The sequence below is a fragment of the Nostoc sp. GT001 genome (assembly GCF_030382115.1).
Classification (GTDB): Bacteria; Cyanobacteriota; Cyanobacteriia; order Cyanobacteriales; family Nostocaceae; genus Nostoc.
In genome coordinates this window covers 4283285-4299406 of the sequence record NZ_JAUDRJ010000003.1, presented here as the reverse complement: position 1 = coordinate 4299406, position 16122 = coordinate 4283285, and the positions used below count along the sequence as shown (strand labels likewise).

Annotated in this window: 14 protein-coding genes and 1 pseudogene; 12 read left to right on the top strand and 3 right to left on the bottom strand. The window is 42.7% G+C overall.

What is annotated here, in order from left to right; translation table 11 throughout:
* Positions 1–26: 26 nt before the first annotated feature.
* The 4 genes from QUD05_RS21140 (at position 27) to QUD05_RS21125 (ending at position 7295) form a co-directional block, all read left to right on the top strand.
* Positions 27–668 carry a class I SAM-dependent methyltransferase gene (locus tag QUD05_RS21140; RefSeq protein WP_289797782.1) on the top strand — a complete coding sequence of 214 codons (642 nt, stop codon included), beginning with the start codon at positions 27–29 and terminating at the stop codon, positions 666–668.
* 222 nt (positions 669–890) lie between these two features.
* Positions 891–2876 carry a molecular chaperone HtpG gene (gene htpG, locus QUD05_RS21135; RefSeq protein WP_289797781.1) on the top strand — a complete coding sequence of 662 codons (1986 nt, stop codon included), beginning with the start codon at positions 891–893 and terminating at the stop codon, positions 2874–2876.
* Positions 2877–3089: 213 nt separating this feature from the next.
* Positions 3090–3326 carry a 50S ribosomal protein L28 gene (gene rpmB / locus QUD05_RS21130; protein WP_289797780.1) on the top strand — a complete coding sequence of 79 codons (237 nt, stop codon included), beginning with the start codon at positions 3090–3092 and terminating at the stop codon, positions 3324–3326.
* A 765-nt stretch (positions 3327–4091) separates the two neighbouring features.
* Positions 4092–7295 carry a GAF domain-containing sensor histidine kinase gene (locus tag QUD05_RS21125; RefSeq protein ID WP_289797779.1) on the top strand — a complete coding sequence of 1068 codons (3204 nt, stop codon included), beginning with the start codon at positions 4092–4094 and terminating at the stop codon, positions 7293–7295.
* Between the two features lie 54 nt (positions 7296–7349).
* Here QUD05_RS21125 and QUD05_RS21120 read toward each other — a convergent pair whose 3' ends face one another.
* A complete protein-coding gene (locus tag QUD05_RS21120; protein ID WP_289797778.1) occupies positions 7350–7946 on the bottom strand; it encodes a DsbA family protein in 597 nt (198 codons plus the stop codon).
* Positions 7947–8217: 271 nt separating this feature from the next.
* On the opposite strand from QUD05_RS21120, the gene QUD05_RS21115 reads away from it, so the two are divergent.
* Positions 8218–8760, top strand: coding sequence for a hypothetical protein (locus tag QUD05_RS21115; RefSeq protein WP_289797777.1), 543 nt, complete (start codon positions 8218–8220; stop codon positions 8758–8760).
* Positions 8761–8786: 26 nt separating this feature from the next.
* Entirely contained in the window at positions 8787–9551 is a 765-nt protein-coding gene (locus QUD05_RS21110) for a tetratricopeptide repeat protein (RefSeq protein WP_289797776.1), read from the top strand.
* Positions 9552–9572: 21 nt separating this feature from the next.
* Here QUD05_RS21110 and QUD05_RS21105 read toward each other — a convergent pair.
* Positions 9573–9902 (bottom strand): annotated as a pseudogene (locus tag QUD05_RS21105) (tyrosine-type recombinase/integrase); the annotation flags it as partial.
* A gap of 524 nt (positions 9903–10426) precedes the next feature.
* Between QUD05_RS21105 and ffh the strand changes: the two are divergent.
* From ffh to QUD05_RS21080, 5 genes are all read left to right on the top strand, one after another.
* Positions 10427–11893 (top strand): signal recognition particle protein, encoded by a 1467-nt coding sequence (ffh, locus tag QUD05_RS21100; protein WP_289797775.1) that lies wholly within the window; start codon positions 10427–10429, stop codon positions 11891–11893.
* A 328-nt stretch (positions 11894–12221) separates the two neighbouring features.
* Positions 12222–12482 carry a 30S ribosomal protein S16 gene (gene rpsP / locus QUD05_RS21095; RefSeq protein WP_012409382.1) on the top strand — a complete coding sequence of 87 codons (261 nt, stop codon included), beginning with the start codon at positions 12222–12224 and terminating at the stop codon, positions 12480–12482.
* Positions 12445–12876: a KH domain-containing protein gene (locus QUD05_RS21090; protein ID WP_289797774.1), complete on the top strand. Its 432-nt coding sequence runs from the start codon at positions 12445–12447 to the stop codon at positions 12874–12876. The genes rpsP and QUD05_RS21090 overlap by 38 nt, the downstream gene beginning before the upstream one ends.
* Positions 12877–13378: 502 nt before the next feature.
* Complete coding sequence (locus tag QUD05_RS21085) at positions 13379–14332, top strand: PhoH family protein (RefSeq protein ID WP_289797773.1); 954 nt, start codon at positions 13379–13381, stop codon at positions 14330–14332.
* A gap of 49 nt (positions 14333–14381) precedes the next feature.
* On the top strand, positions 14382–14786 hold the full coding sequence (locus QUD05_RS21080) for a ChuX/HutX family heme-like substrate-binding protein (RefSeq protein ID WP_289797772.1): 405 nt from the start codon (positions 14382–14384) through the stop codon (positions 14784–14786).
* A 5-nt stretch (positions 14787–14791) separates the two neighbouring features.
* On the opposite strand, the gene QUD05_RS21075 is transcribed toward QUD05_RS21080, so the two are convergent.
* Positions 14792–15130 (bottom strand): carbon dioxide-concentrating mechanism protein CcmK, encoded by a 339-nt coding sequence (locus tag QUD05_RS21075; protein WP_289797771.1) that lies wholly within the window; start codon positions 15128–15130, stop codon positions 14792–14794.
* A gap of 116 nt (positions 15131–15246) precedes the next feature.
* Between QUD05_RS21075 and QUD05_RS21070 the strand changes: the two genes are divergently transcribed.
* Positions 15247–16047 (top strand): DUF6816 family protein, encoded by an 801-nt coding sequence (locus tag QUD05_RS21070; RefSeq protein WP_289797770.1) that lies wholly within the window; start codon positions 15247–15249, stop codon positions 16045–16047.
* The last annotated feature ends 75 nt before the right edge of the window (positions 16048–16122 follow it).

Below are 16122 nucleotides of genomic sequence, written 5' to 3'. Positions count from 1 at the left end.
ATCTCTCAGCTTAGGTAGGCTTATTTATGCAACTCACAGACTCGTTAGATATTAGAAATTCAGAATATTTATCAAAAAATCGCCTCATCAGTTACCATCACCAGTTGCGTTTAATTTTTTCGCTGGGTAATCAGGTAAAAAACGTTCTGGAAATTGGGATTTTTAATTCTCTATTAACAGACATCCTGAAGAATAATGGATACAACGTCTCCACTGCTGATGTTGACCCCAGCCTCAAGCCAGAAATAATTTTGGATTTGACTACAGATTTTTCCTTACCAAAAGATAAATTTGATGCGATTGTCCTGTTTCAAGTTCTGGAACACTTCCCCTACGAACAGTCAGAAGAAGCATTGAGAAAACTCGCTATTGCAACTAAGAAATTTTTGGTGATTTCGATTCCCTATTGCACTCAATACCTCTCGTTTCAGGTGAAAACTTCTTTCTCCGGTAGACCAAGGCATTTACTATTCAATGTGCCAAAATTCTGGAGTACAACACCAGTCTGTGACGAACACTGCTGGGAAATGGGTTTGAAAGGATATCCGAAAACGCGGATTTTAAACTCTGTTGCCAAAGCTGGGTTAACTGTTAAGCAAGAATTTATCGATCCCACTTATCCATACCATTATTTTTTGGTGTTGGAGAAGAATTCTAGTAATACTTAAACAGCAATCTGTGGGGAGTGGGGAGTCGGAAGTAGGGGAATCCGAATCAGAAAATGGCGGCAAACAATGCTTCAAAAAGGTGCGATCGCTTAAGTTATGCTTTTAAAATCCTAATTGGTATCATACCCTTCTATGTTCTCCGGGTTTATCCTGGAAAACAGATGGCTAGGTTGTATTACCTACTATCATCATTTCAGATACTAACATCGAAAATTACCAATTATGCTAGAACAAGGCACTATCAGTATTCATACTGAGAATATTTTCCCGATCATTAAGAAGTCGCTTTACTCAGACCACCAAATCTTCTTGCGGGAACTGGTATCCAACGCTGTAGACGCCATCCAAAAGCTAAAAATGGTATCCCGCGCCGGCGATTATGCTGGAGATATCGGCGAACCAGAAATTGAAATTGCCATTGACAAAGATAAGAAAACTCTATCCATCTCCGATAACGGTATCGGGATGACCGCAGATGAAGTTAAGAAATATATCAATCAGGTTGCCTTCTCTAGTGCTGAAGAATTTATTCATAAATATGAAGGCAAATCAGATCAACCGATAATCGGCCACTTTGGTCTTGGTTTCTACTCTTCCTTCATGGTGGCGCAAAAGGTAGAAATTGATACCCTATCCTACCAAGAAGGGGCGCAAGCGGTTCACTGGACTTGTGATGGTTCGCCAGCTTTTACTCTCGAAGAATCTTCCCGGACAACTCGCGGTACTACTATTATTCTCAGTCTGCAAGGGGAAGAAGAGGAATTTCTCGAATCAGCACGAATCAAGAATCTTGTCAAGACATACTGCGACTTCTTGCCAGTCCCAATTAAACTCGATGGCGAAGTAATAAATAAGCAAAAAGCACCGTGGCGAGAGTCTCCAAGTAACTTAACTCAAGAAGATTATTTAGAGTTTTATCGCTACCTGTATCCTTTTCAGGAAGAACCGCTGTTATGGGTACATTTAAATACAGACTATCCCTTTATCATCAACGGGATTTTGTATTTTCCCAAAATGCGACCGGATGTAGATGTTACCAAAGGGCAGATCAAGCTATTTTGCAATCAAGTTTTCGTTAGCGACAACTGCGAAGAAATTATCCCGCAATTCCTGATGCCGATGCGGGGTGTGATTGATAGTACCGATATTCCCCTGAACGTATCGCGCAGTGCCTTACAAGGCGATCGCACCGTGAAGCGAATTGGTGACTACATTGCCAAAAAAGTAGGCGATCGCCTCAAAGAACTTTTCCGCGACAACCGCGAACAATACATTAGCGCCTGGAAAGACCTCGGTACTTTCGTAAAATTCGGCGTTCTCAACGACGAGAAATTCAAAAAACAAATCGAAGATATCATCGTCTTCCGCACCACCGCCAAGCTGACAGAAAAAGTTGCTGCTGAAACTCCAGTGGTTGAAGTCCAGTCTTCAGACGGCGATGCTTGGCAAGATGTCACTCCTTCACCCAGTTCTGACTCAACTCCCATAGCTCCCTATACTACGCTGAAAGAGTATCTAGAACGGAACAAAGAACGTAACGAAAACCGGGTTTTCTACAGCACTGATGAAACAACCCAAACTACATACATAGAACTGCACAAAAATCAAGGTTTGGAAGTCCTGTTTATGGACTCCTTCATCGACACCCACTTTATCAACTTCCTAGAGCGGGAATATCAGGATGTCAAGTTTACGCGGGTAGACTCAGATTTAGATAATACCCTGCTGGAACAAGATAAAGATAAGGAAATTGTCGATCCCAAGACGAACAAAACCCGGAGTGAGACAATCAAAGAGTTATTTGAGAAATCTCTCAACAAACCCAAACTCAACATCCGTACTGAAGCGTTGAAATCAGACGATCCTCATGGAACACCACCTGCGATCGTGCTTTTACCAGAGATTCTCCTGCGGCTGCGAGAAATGAGCGCCATGATGCAGCAGGGAACAGCAGAGTTTCCCGAAGACCACATTTTGTTGGTGAATACTGCTCACCCGCTCATTCAAAATCTGGCAAATCTGAACCAAGGTAGTATCATTCAAGGTGATGGTGAATCGTCTACAAATCAGTTAGTCAACTTGATTTGCCAACACGTCTACGATTTAGCGCTGATGTCTCAGAAAGGATTTGACGCTGAGGGAATGAAATCCTTCGTCGAGCGATCAAATGAAGTACTCACCAAGCTGACAGAACAAGCGAGTAAATAGTGCTGAGTGGAGCATTGGACATTGAAAAGAGGCAGAGTGGCAGAGGGGATGAGGGCAGAGGGGAAAAACTTAGTGTAACTTCTCCTCTGCTCCCCTGCCTCCCCTGCCTCCCCTACCTCCCCTGCTCCCTCATCTCCCTCATCTCCCCACTTCTGCTGCCTAAGACCTAAAATGGAAAGGCTGTATTAAAATAACAATCTGGAGATAGTAGCTATGTCCCGTCGCTGTGAACTAACTGGTAAGAAGGCAAATAACGCTTTTTCTGTTTCTCACTCCCACCGCCGTACAAAACGCCTTCAGCACGCTAATCTGCAAGACAAGCGTGTTTGGTGGGAAGGCGGAAATCGCTGGGTAAGACTAAAGTTGTCTACCAAAGCAATTAAAACCCTACAAATTAATGGGTTAGAAGCAATGGCAAAAGCAGCTGGGATTAACCTGAATCATTACTAAGTAATCTGGATTTTATAACCCGAAACTTTCTTAGGTTGGAATATAGGTGATTCGTAGTGGCGCACAGCTAGCTGTGCGCCACTAGTGTTTATTACACCTTTAGTAGCAGGTAGGCTCTCTAATTAGACTTCTTGCAAAAGTCGGGGTAAAGGTGAAGGGGAAAAGGGTAAAGAAACTCAAAATCCTTCCCATTTAACCTTTACCCTTTTCCCTCTCTTGGAAAAATATATTTTTGCAAGAGGTCTATTTTGAATTCTGTTGGCAGTCAGAGAGAAAGATAGAAATTCATTTTGATTTGGAGAATTTACTTGATTTAGTAGGCAAGAGGCAAGAGCAAGAAGACTATTTGAGTTATACTGAGCTTTTTGACGCAATCAATATGAGTTCTTTATGTAATTTTTACACTACGGATAAATCCCGGTATTTCTGAATAAAAATACTTACCAGGTTTCTATTTTTCATAATTAAAGTTAGACCTCTGTATACCCAAAGTTAATTATGAATTGATTTTTTAATTGCTCAACACTTTTAACAAGGAGACGAGATAAAGATTAACTGAATAAATACACAAACTTCCCGGACTCGAACAACTATCAAAGGAGGAAACAGAAGCCTTGATAGTTTAGCTATGAAAGGAAATCCAGAAACTAAAAACCGCACTGGAAGCGACAAGTAATCAAGACTATCCACCAAGCAAGACTAGTTGAGCAATTACAAATAAACAAGGGAATACTGAAAGCAGGTAGTGTATTTTCTTTATACTTTATGACAACGAACAGTTATGAAACGTCGAACCACTTAGACCTGCAAGAGTGTCACAAACAGTTACATCTCACGGTTCAATATCAAAAAATATTGGCGAGGATTCTGGCTAAGATTCGCGCATCTGTAAACATCGAATCCCTCTGTTCGACTTCTTGTCAAGATATTTGTCGGCAATTGAAGATTGAGCGAGTTGCAATCTATCGCTTTAACACTGACTGGAGCGGTAGTTTTCTCAATCGTTTTGGCTTTGCAGAACATCCTTGGGATGCATTGACCGCATTTGGACAGGACTTAGTTTGGGAAGATTCGCATTTGCAAGAAACTCAGGGAGGGCGATATCGCAAAAATGAGCCGTTTGCTGTAGCTGACATTTACGATGCCGGGCACGCTCGTTGTCATATTGAAGTATTAGAACAGTTTCAGATTCGGGCGTATGCGATCGCACCCATCTTCATCGGGCCAAAATTGTGGGGAATGCTGGCAGCTTATCAACACTCTGCTCCTCGGCAATGGTATCCTCACGAAGTCGAATTCTTTGCCCAAGCTGCCAGCCATCTCGGTTTAGCAATGCAGCAAGCAGAAAATTTAGAACAGACTAAACAACGCACAGCAGAACTGCAAGATGCGATCGCAAGGCAACGTGCGTTGACGGAAGTAGTAGGAAATATTCGCTCGTCTGTAAATACCAAAATTATTCTAGACACTGCCTGTCAAGAACTCTGCAAACTCCTGAAGTTAGAGCGGGCAGCAATTTACCGCTTTAATGAAGACTGGAGCGGCGAATTTGTCAGCCAATTCGGGATGGTAGAAGCACAGTGGAATAGAATCCATCCTTTTGGTAAAAATCTCGTTTGGGAAGATACCTACCTCCAAGAGACGAAAGGTGGACGCTATCGCAATAACGAAAGTTTTGTTGTCAACGATATCTACCAAGCCGGACACTCGCGTTGTCATATCGATATTCTGGAGCAATTTAAGATTCGGGCATATACTTTAGCGCCCATCTTCATCGGCCCAAAACTGTGGGGACTGATAGCAGCATATCAACACTCCGGGCCGCGCCAATGGGCAAATTACGAAGTGGAGTTTCTGGGACAGGTAGGGGCACAATTAGGAGTAGCGATTCAGCAAGCCGAGAATTTGGCTCAGTCGAAACAACAGGCTTCTGCCCTACAAGATGCGATCGCAAGGCAACGAGCATTAACTGAAGTAGTCGGTAAAATTCGCTCCTCCCTGAATATTGATTTAATCCTAAAAACCACTTGCCAAGAAGTATGTAAACTGCTGCGAGTTGAGCGGGTTGGCGTTTATCGCTTCAATGAAGACTGGAGTGGCGAATTCGTCAGTAATTTCGGTATGGTTGAGGCACAGTGGGATAGCATCAATCCCTTTGGCAAAAATCTCGTTTGGGAAGATACCCACCTCCAAGAAACTAAAGGGGGACGCTATCGCAACAATGAAAATTTTGCCGTAGAGGATATTTACCAAGCTGGACACTCACGCTGTCACCTCGATATTTTGGAGCAGTTTAAGATTCGCGCTTATGCGCTAATCCCAATTTTTGTGGGAAGGAATCTCTGGGGATTGCTAGCTGCCTATCAACATTCTGCACCGCGCCAGTGGGATAGTGTGGAAGTGGAATTTTTAGGACAGGTTGCTAGCCAACTAGGAGTAGCACTGCAAAGTTCTCAAATGGTGACTCAAATTCAAACTCGCGCTGATGAACTGCAACAATCAGCTGAACAGCGCCGGATTTTATTTGATTTGGTCGTCAAAATTCGGGAATCCTTGGATTTGGAGACGATCCTTAAGACTACAGTACAGGAAGTGAGGCGATCGCTAAATACAGATCGAGTCGGCATCTTCCGTTTCGATCCGAATGTCGGTTTTTGCAGCGGTGAATTTATTGCTGAAGATGTCTTACCCAAGTTTGATTCTGCCCTTGCTGTGAAGGTACAAGACTATTGCTTCGGCGATCAATACGCACCCCAATATCGTCAAGGGCAAGTGCAAGTAATGTCTGATGTCAACAGCGTTGGCTCCAAAGTCCCTCATCTGGATGTAATTGAGCGATTCCAAGTCAAAGCACAGATTGTTGTGCCGTTGATGGAAGGGGATGAATTGTGGGGGTTGTTGTGCATTCACCAATGCACCCATACACGTCATTGGGAAGAAGCTGAATTGGAATTTGTCACCCAAGTGGCAGCTCAACTCAGTGTAGCACTACGTCAAGCCAACTTATTTCAACAATCCAGTTTACTGGGTCAAACTCGTGAAGAAGCGAATCAACTCGCTCAAGCACTGAATGAGCTGCGTACTGCCCAAATGCAAATTATCCACGCTGAAAAAATGGCCAGTTTGGGGCAACTGGTGGCGGGAGTTGCCCATGAAATTAATAACCCGATTAATTTCATTCACGGTAACTTAGAACACGCCCACCAATACACGCAAGAATTGCTTCGCTACGTGCAGCTTTTTTGGCATCATTATCCCAATGCCGCACCAGAAATCCAAGAGTTCTTCAAAAAAGCCGAAATAGAGTATTTGGTCGAGGATTTACCTCAATTATTCCAGTCCATGCAGGTAGGTACTGAACGCATTCGGGAAATTGTCACATCTTTGCGGAACTTCTCGCGCCTAGACGAAGCTGACTTCAAACCAGCAAATATTCACGAAGGCATCGACAGTACATTAATGATTTTACAAAACCGTTTGAAGCCCTCAGCCGATAGCCTCAACATTCATGTGAGCAAAGATTATGGTACTTTACCTCTAATAGAATGCTATCCCGGTCAGTTAAATCAGGTATTTATGAATTTGCTGTCCAATGCCATTGATGCTCTAGAAGAACGAACCACGCAGGAATCTTCTGAAGCACTGGCAAAAAACCCCTGCAAAATCCAAATTTCTACCTCCCTACTCAATAAAGATTGGATTGTCATTCGCATCGCCGACAACGGACTCGGCATAGATGAAAAAGTCCTCTCTCGACTGTTCGATCCATTTTTTACTACCAAGGTTGTCGGTAAAGGTACAGGTTTGGGACTGTCTATCAGTTATCAGATAGTTACAGAAAAACACAACGGTAAAATATACTGCCAATCTGAACTTGGCAAAGGTACAGAGTTTGTGATTGAGTTGCCGATTCGTCAGGTCGCAGCTAGAAAATCAGTAGCTAAACTCAAGGTGTTAGACCAGGTATAAGCAAAGAGGTAAAGTGATGATTTTTACCAGTTAAACTGAAAAATTATCACTTTTTTACTCAGCACTCACTACTGTTTTGGTAACAGTGGTGTTACATAATTGTTTTACTTTTTCTGTTACCCAATCAACACGATCCTTTCCCCAAAATCTCTCGCCTTCGACTACCCAAGTCGGGACTCCGGGACAGCCAAATTGTTCGTATTCTGCCAAAGCTGCCACTGCTGCAAGTTTTGCTGCTTCCCCGTAGATTAACTCAAGAATGCGATCGCCATTCAACCCAACATCATTTGCAACTTTCTTAATCACAGACTCATCGTTGACATCAAGTTGGTCAATGTACGTCGCTCGAAAGAACGCAGCATCAAGCAGATGCTCTTTCCCAGCTCCACAAGCAGCGTAATAGGCTCTCGCGGGAAGTTCTTCGCGACCAAACTTCATTTTCTCCCAACGCTTCACCCACCTACCAAATTCTTCAAATTCCTTGAGCCGAATTTCAATGCCGTACTTTTTCGCCCACCGCAGACAATCTTCTTTGTGATAGGACGATAACACGGCGCTTTCACTTCGTCCTTGTAGGTCAGCTACCTTGATACCTCGTTCCTTCGGTATGTACATTGGTCGTCGTTCAATATCAACAGGTAAACCTTGCAAAGATTTTTCGGCAAGAGCAATACCAACAAGAGCAAAAAATGATTTATTTTACTTATATTTAATATAAATATCATAAAAGGTGTTATTGTCTGAACATTAAGTGATTCATAACTACTCCTTAAAAATTATTGAAACAGAATTAAGTAGTCTTAATTGTTCAACGTAAAGAACGATACTTAATTAAATGTAAATTTTAAAGAAAAGTTAATGAATTATTAAATCTCTAAACATATTTCTGTAAGACGTAAATTTAAGAGAGTTTATCTGTGTTATGCTGAATAAATTTGAATCTTCAAGTGTTTTTGTTTTGGTTTTATCTATCAGTAATTTATCATTAATTGACTATACCTTAGCTAGTAAGATAAAAGGTTTAAAACAAAATCAAGCTAATGTAATTACTCAAAATTACGTTAGTGATAGATGGGATAGTATAGCAATCGATTCAGAGTTAAATTCAGTAAAAAGTAATTTGTTTTTTCAAAGTGAAAACTATAAAGGTAGACTTTCAAAACAATATCAATTTACTATATCTCAAGGAGCTATTCCACCAGCGATGAGACAACTTGCTGAATCTTTAAGAGGAGAGTTTAAAAAAGTATCTTCTATAGAAGAAGCTGATATTCTTAGACAAGAATTATCACAATTCCCAGAAAAAATTTCACTATCAAAGGAGGAGTACGACTATTTACAACGAGTAGTAAAAGGGAATGGACGTTTTCAAATAGTTGTATTTGGTACTGTAGTGACACTAACTGGTGGTGGTATATACATATGTGTTAAAGAAGAGTGTGCTGCTGAATTGGTAAGTAATTAACTTTTAATCCCGAAAACATGGAAAACATGGAAGAACAATTAGAAGCATTTGTTAATGCTCTAGAAAAAGAAATCCCAGAAAACGGAATTATAGAAAAAAGATACCTTGATTATTTAACAGAAAATTTTCACAAACAAGAGATAACTTTAATTTTACGTAATTTAGGGGTGAAAAAATTAGATAAAAATGAATACGATGCGGCTATAAGTATTTTTGCGACAGCAATTAATTATGATAGAGATAATCCATATCTACATCTTTTTTACGGTATGGCTCTTTGTAAATTGCCAGAAACAATGTCAATAAAAAATGCTAAGGAAGAATTTAATATAGCAAAAAAACTTATAGAAAAAGAAAAACCATCTGATTATCGAGAAAAGCACCTATCTATACTTAAGAAGTATTTAGACTATTATAAGTATTCTCCTGATGAAGTATTTATGCCAAAGAATAAGAAACAACCAAAAGTACAGCAAGATTTTCATGGTCCGGTCTACGGAGTCGTTGGAAATGTTGAAGGCGATTTTAAAAACTATCCGCCAGAACAGAGACAAAATCTTGCTGAGGCAGCAGCAGAAATTCAACAACTTATCAATCAACTAGCTCAAACTAATCCAACAACAGACGTAGTTACAAAAGAGATTGATCAGAAAATTAAACAGAATCCGAAATTAAAAGAAAGATTGAAATCTGCACTGGAAGCAGGAGGACTGGAAGCGTTAAAGGCAATATTTAACCATCCAACTTTTAGTATTCCGGTTGAAACAATAAAAGGATTCCTAGAAGCCTAATAGGTGATGCTTTGGGTTTACTTATGGAGAGGGAGAAGCTTTTTTGTCCTGTCGTTTGGTGTTTACTTTGGCTTGTTGGTGTGATGAAGCCTCTTCTATTCTTAATAACGGTTCCACCACAGGCGATAACATAGCCAAGCTAGCCGCTGCTCCTAACACCTGCTCGTCAGTCACTTCCAAATATTTCTGCAACTGTTCTAAATTCCGATGTCCCGAAATTTCCTGAATTACCCGCAGTGGGATACCAGCATTACTCATCTGGGTGAGCGCGTTACGCCTGAAGCTGTGGATACTCACGCCAATTATCCCAACTTGTTTGCAAGCTGTTCTCAAAATCCTAGCGTTTGCCTCACTCTCTCCACGCACCTATCGACCAATACCAGGATTTAGTGAACTGGGATTACTGCCATTCGTATCAGCGATTGCGGTTTTGTCAAAATTGGAGAAAAGGGAGAGAGTGATCGCGCCGTGGTTGATTAGAGGGAAAGAGATTAGACAGTCAGGATATTGACTCACGCACAACACTTATCTAATAACCCAAGTTGCGGGTTATCAAAATCTGGGTGCTTTTCATCCAGAAATTAGCGCAATCGCCAATTTTCTCACTGGAGGGGATTTTACTCCTTAAGTGACCCCTAGTGCTCGTCTAAAAGAGTAACTAGCAACTTGGGTTATTACGAATTAGCGATCGCCGCGATCGGGTTGCATTAGCGAGTATTCAAGCATCGGATGCCCCATGCTCAGTATCTGGTTGCTACAGTCGCGGTGAAAAATACTAAGCTGGTAGATAGCACGTTAAAACTTTAGCGGAAATTCGCGATCGCATTCATCGGCGGTTTAGAATTCCCCATTGGCGAACTACCTGTAATTACATTATGTTTGATGCATTATCTGACCGTTTAGAATCCGCCTGGAAAAAACTGCGGGGACAGGACAAAATTTCTCAATCCAACATTCAAGATGCATTGCGCGAAGTGCGCCGCGCCCTGTTGGAAGCAGATGTCAATCTCCAGGTAGTCAAAGATTTTATTAGCGAAGTCGAAGCCAAGGCACAGGGAGCCGAGGTGATTATCGGCGTGCGACCTGACCAACAGTTCATCAAAATTGTTCATGATGAACTGGTGCAGGTGATGGGAGACGAAAATGTTCCCATTGCAGAAGCACCAGAACAGCCTACTATTATTCTGATGGCTGGGTTGCAAGGTACTGGTAAAACCACAGCTACCGCTAAGTTAGCCTTACATCTGAGAAAATTAGAGCGTAGCTGCTTGTTGGTGGCGACAGACGTATATCGCCCAGCAGCGATCGATCAGTTGCTAACCTTGGGTAAGCAAATTGACGTACCAGTCTTTGAACTAGGAAGCGACGCCGATCCCGTAGAAATTGCAAGGCAAGGTGTAGAACGCGCCAGGGCAGAAAATGTAAACACAGTAATTATTGATACTGCTGGTCGCCTGCAAATTGACGAAGATATGATGGCGGAATTAGCCCGCATCAAAGCAACCGTCCAACCCCATGAAACTCTGTTGGTGGTGGATGCGATGACTGGTCAAGAGGCCGCAAATCTTACCCGCACTTTCCACGAACAGATCGGAATTACTGGAGCGATTCTCACCAAATTAGATGGTGATAGCCGTGGTGGTGCTGCGCTTTCGGTGCGAAAGATTTCGGGAGCACCGATTAAATTTGTGGGCGTAGGTGAAAAAGTCGAGGCACTGCAACCGTTTTATCCCGATCGCATGGCATCGCGGATTTTGGGAATGGGCGATGTGTTAACCCTGGTAGAAAAAGCCCAAGAAGAGTTTGATTTAGCCGATGCTGAGAAAATGCAGGAGAAAATCCTGTCAGCAAAGTTTGACTTTACTGACTTTCTCAAGCAGTTGCGAATGCTGAAGAACATGGGTTCTCTGGGAGGCTTGATCAAGATGATTCCAGGGATGAACAAGCTTTCAGACGATCAACTCAAGCAGGGAGAAACCCAGTTAAAGCGCTGTGAGGCGATGATTAACTCCATGACTCGCCAAGAACGCCACGACCCCGATTTATTAGCCAGTTCTCCCAGCCGGCGGCGGCGGATTGCTGCTGGCTCAGGCTATAGAGAGTCAGATGTCAGCAAATTGGTAGGTGATTTCCAAAAAATGCGATCGCTCATGCAGCAAATGGGCCAAGGTGGCTTCCCTGGAATGCCGGGAATGTTCGGCGGTGGCGGTGGCATGGGTAATGCCTTCGCAGGCGCTGGTAATCGTCCCGCAGCCCCCGGATGGCGAGGTTATGATGGTGTCCCAGCCACGAAAAAGAAAAAACCCAAAGATAAAAAGAAAAAAGGCTTTGGTAATCTTTAATTATTGGGCATGGGGCTCTTGCATAAATCAAAAATAAGAACCCCACCCCGCCAAAGCTATGCTTTGTCTCCCCTCCCCGCTTGCGGGGAGGGGTTGGGGGTGGGGTGTTATGGACTTTGGCAATAAGTCTATTACCAATGACAAATGACAAAGGACTAATGACAAATAGCAGCAAATGCTAGGCAGTGCTAAAATTAGCATTTCGACCTCAGAATTTATCAGCAGAGGAAACTAACCCTCAATTTCTTGGCAATAGCCACATTTAGGATACTTCCTCACCAATTAGTTGCTAACTAATATCTAACAACAGGAGAATGATTCTTCAACCATGATCAAACTGCGCTTGAAACGATTCGGTAAAAAGCGGGAAGCAAGTTACCGCATTGTCGCCATTAACAACCTCGCTCGCCGCGATGGCCGTCCCTTAGAAGAATTGGGTTTTTATAACCCCAGAACTGATGAAGTGCGACTAGACGTTCCCGGTATCGTCAAGCGACTACAACAAGGCGCTCAACCCACTGACACCGTTCGTCGCATTCTAGTAAAAGCTAATGTTTTTGAGCAGGTCAGTGCAACAGCCGCATCATAATTTCGGAACAAAACTCCCAACAGCTAGCCCCAACTATGTTGAGCTGGTTCGGTTTTTGGTGCAGCCGTTTTTGGAATCTCCAGAGACATTAAGTGTCGATTGTGAAATTTCTCAGGCCCTCAACCGGGTTTGGGTTCGCATCGCCTTTGAAAGCACAGATAAAGGAAAAGTGTTTGGTCGAGGGGGACGCAATATTCAGGCGATTCGTACAGTAATTGCCGCAGCCGCAGCCGCAGCTGGGCAATCAACATACCTGGATATCTACGGCAGCACCACGCCGGGCCGCGAGGGTATGTCTTTTGATGAAGAGACAGAAGAGCGATCGCCACCGCCGACTAAGAGAGAACCGCGAAATGATGAGCCTAAACCCATTGTTAAACCACGCCTCCGCTAGGTTGAAACTAAAGAGCAAGTCTGAGCGGTTGTTGTTACCTCCGCTCAGAATTTTTATAAAGATGGAAAGTAGCAAAAAGATTTAAAAATCTTTTTTTGGACTCTTCACCAGTAGGGGCTATGCCCTCACCCCCGGCCCCTCTCCCAACATAGGAGAGGGGAGTAAATTCTCCAGTTCCCCTTCTCCCTACAGGGAGAAGGGGTTAGGGGATGAGGGCAAGCTGTACGCCCCTAGGGATGATTCATTTATTACAAAAATTTTTCAAAATGTTAGGTAATAAAAACATAATTTCGCCGTTAGGGACTTGCGTGAAAATAAAGTACCAATAAACCGAGTTTCGACTGCGCTCAACCCTCAGATGTCGAGAGTTGAGCGCAGCGATGCACTGAGCGCAGTCGAAGTGTCGAAACCCTCCTGGCTGGGACACTATTAACCCGCAGATCCCTTAGCAAGAAAAAATTAACCTTTGTCAAATACAGATCCTCACCAATTAAGAAATACTATGGCAGGTGCCTTAACAATTCAGCTGCCGAATGTTCCCAGTGCGATCGCTCTTGCAGGAGATGGAGAAGAAAATCTCAAAATCCTATCTCGGCAAACAGGAGCCGCTTTAGTGCTACGCGGGCAAGAATTAGTGATTTCTGGTACTGAAAAGCAAATTGATCTGGCTTCTCGATTAGTGCGATCGCTTGAAGACCTCTGGATTAAAGGCAATACTATTTCCAGTGCCGATATTTTAACAGCCCGTCAAGCCATAGATAGCGATCGGCAAGGGGAACTGCAAGATTTACAGCGAGATGTCCTCGCCAAAAGTCGCCGCGGTGAAGAAGTCCGTGCCAAAACCTTCCGCCAGCGCCAATATATCGACGCACTCCGTAGACGCGATCTCACCTTTGGAATTGGCCCTGCTGGTACCGGCAAGACTTATCTCGCTGTTGTTGTCGCCGTGCAAGCACTCCTTGCCAACCAAGTGGAAAAGCTAATTTTAACTCGCCCTGCCGTCGAAGCCGGTGAAAAACTCGGTTTTTTGCCTGGAGATTTACAGCAGAAAGTTAATCCTTATCTTCGCCCACTTTACGATGCTATTTATGAATTCATCGACCCAGAAAAAATACCCAGTTTAATGGAACGCGGTGTGATTGAAGTCGCACCACTCGCCTATATGCGGGGACGCACTCTCAATAACGCTTTTATAATTGTCGATGAAGCTCAAAATACTACACCCGCTCAGATGAAAATGGTTTTGACTCGTTTGGGTTTCCGTTCGCGGATGGTGATTACAGGCGACATGACACAAACTGATTTACCGCTTCATCAACAATCGGGTTTAGGAGTGGCTTTACAAATTTTAAAACACGTTGAAGGCATTGCCTTTTGCGAATTTTCCCAAAGAGATGTCGTGCGCCATCCTCTAGTTCAGCGTATTGTCGCTGCTTATGAACAATATGAAAAATAGGGATTGGGCATTAGTCATTAGTGAAAAAACTGACAAAGGATAACAATTGATGAGTACTACTTTGAAAGAATTTTTAGAAGCTTGCGAGACTCTTGGAACGTTGCGTTTAATTGTTACTAGTAGCGCTGCTGTTTTAGAAGCACGAGGTAAGGTAGAAAAGTTATTTTATGCAGAATTGCCTAAAGGAAAGTATGCGAATATGCATACTGAAGGCTTTGAGTTTCACTTGAATATGGATAAAATCACTCAGGTTAAATTTGAAACAGGTGAAGCGAAGAGGGGTAACTTTACAACTTATGCCATCCGGTTTTTAGATGATAAACAGGAATCTGCTTTAAGCCTCTTTTTACAATGGGGTAAACCGGGAGAATATGAACCAGGACAAGTGGAAGCTTGGCAAACTCTAAAAGAGAAGTATGGCGAAGTTTGGCAACCTTTACCAGCAGAAATTTAATACAGCTAAACTGATAAGGGTGGAGGAAATCGGATATCTGCACTGAACTGCTCGATATTAACGCTGCGATGAATCGGTAAAATATATTCTAAATTTTCGTGGGGACGGGGAATAATGTGATTAGAAAGTACCTCGCCACCGTCAACTCGCAGCACCGCCTTTAATCCTGCTGTCACTGCTACATTCACTTCGCCTACAGCTCCTCGAATTAAGACAGTAATTCGTCCCAAATCAGTGTTTTCATAACCAACAAGGGTTACACGGGCAGCTTTACACATGGCATCTCCCACTTCCACTGCTGCGGGAACGCCATAAACTTCAATCATGCCTAATGCCAATGTCATGCTATTACTATAAATTCGGGATAGGGCTAATTATCTCACTACAAAGTTTTAATTTATTACAGAAAATTACTTAATTTTTAATCGATAAACAATAACCATTAAATACAAAATTGCTAATGCTTGTAATGAAGGTAATTTGGAGTTTTTGCTTGCTATTTTTATTCCTTATCTGGGGTGGCGATGCTTTAGCAGGAGAGTTGTCTGAAAGGTTAGCAAATTTTCCCCAATGGGAAAAACTAACTTCAGTGCAATCGGCTTCGGGTGATTTAGTTTACCCTGAATGGATGTCTGGTACTTGGAAAGTTACAAGTACCTTAGTAGATTTAGCTGCACCTTTGGCACCAGAGATTGTAACACCAGGATTTGAAGGTAATCGCCGACAATTAAATCAGCCTGTGAGTTTTGTTGTAAGATTTGTGAAGGAGCAAGCACATACTCCTTGGTTAAAAATATTACCTGAGATAGATGATAAATCCCCCAACTTAGTAGCGGATAGAGCATTTAATAGCTTGAATTTGGCAAGGGCTTATTTAGGGGATGAAGCAGTGTTATCAGTCAAAGTAGATCCAGATTCACCTAATCGTCAAATTACATTCTTGCGTAGCAGTCGCCAACTAGTTTCCATTGTGACTGCACGCGCCACAGAAACTACCCCTAATGGTAAGTTCATCACCACAGAAGTGTTTCAACAACTATTTAAAGGCGGTTCGCGCCCTTATTTAAACTCTGTAGAATCTACTACGGCTTATCATAAACTTCCAAAATCCAATCCGGCGATTGAGGCAGATCAAGTAACTGCTGTCTATCTTTCACCCCAAGATCCAGATTACTTTAAAGCCGGTTCTCGACCAGTTGCTCTCTACCGCTATCGCCTCGAATTTTTCCCTCAAGAACTACCAACTACTCCCAAAGGGTGATTTGTCATCTAGCTCTTGACTACTTTGTAATACGTCTGTAGTATATAAATTCCAAGTTTACGATCGCGCTCTTGG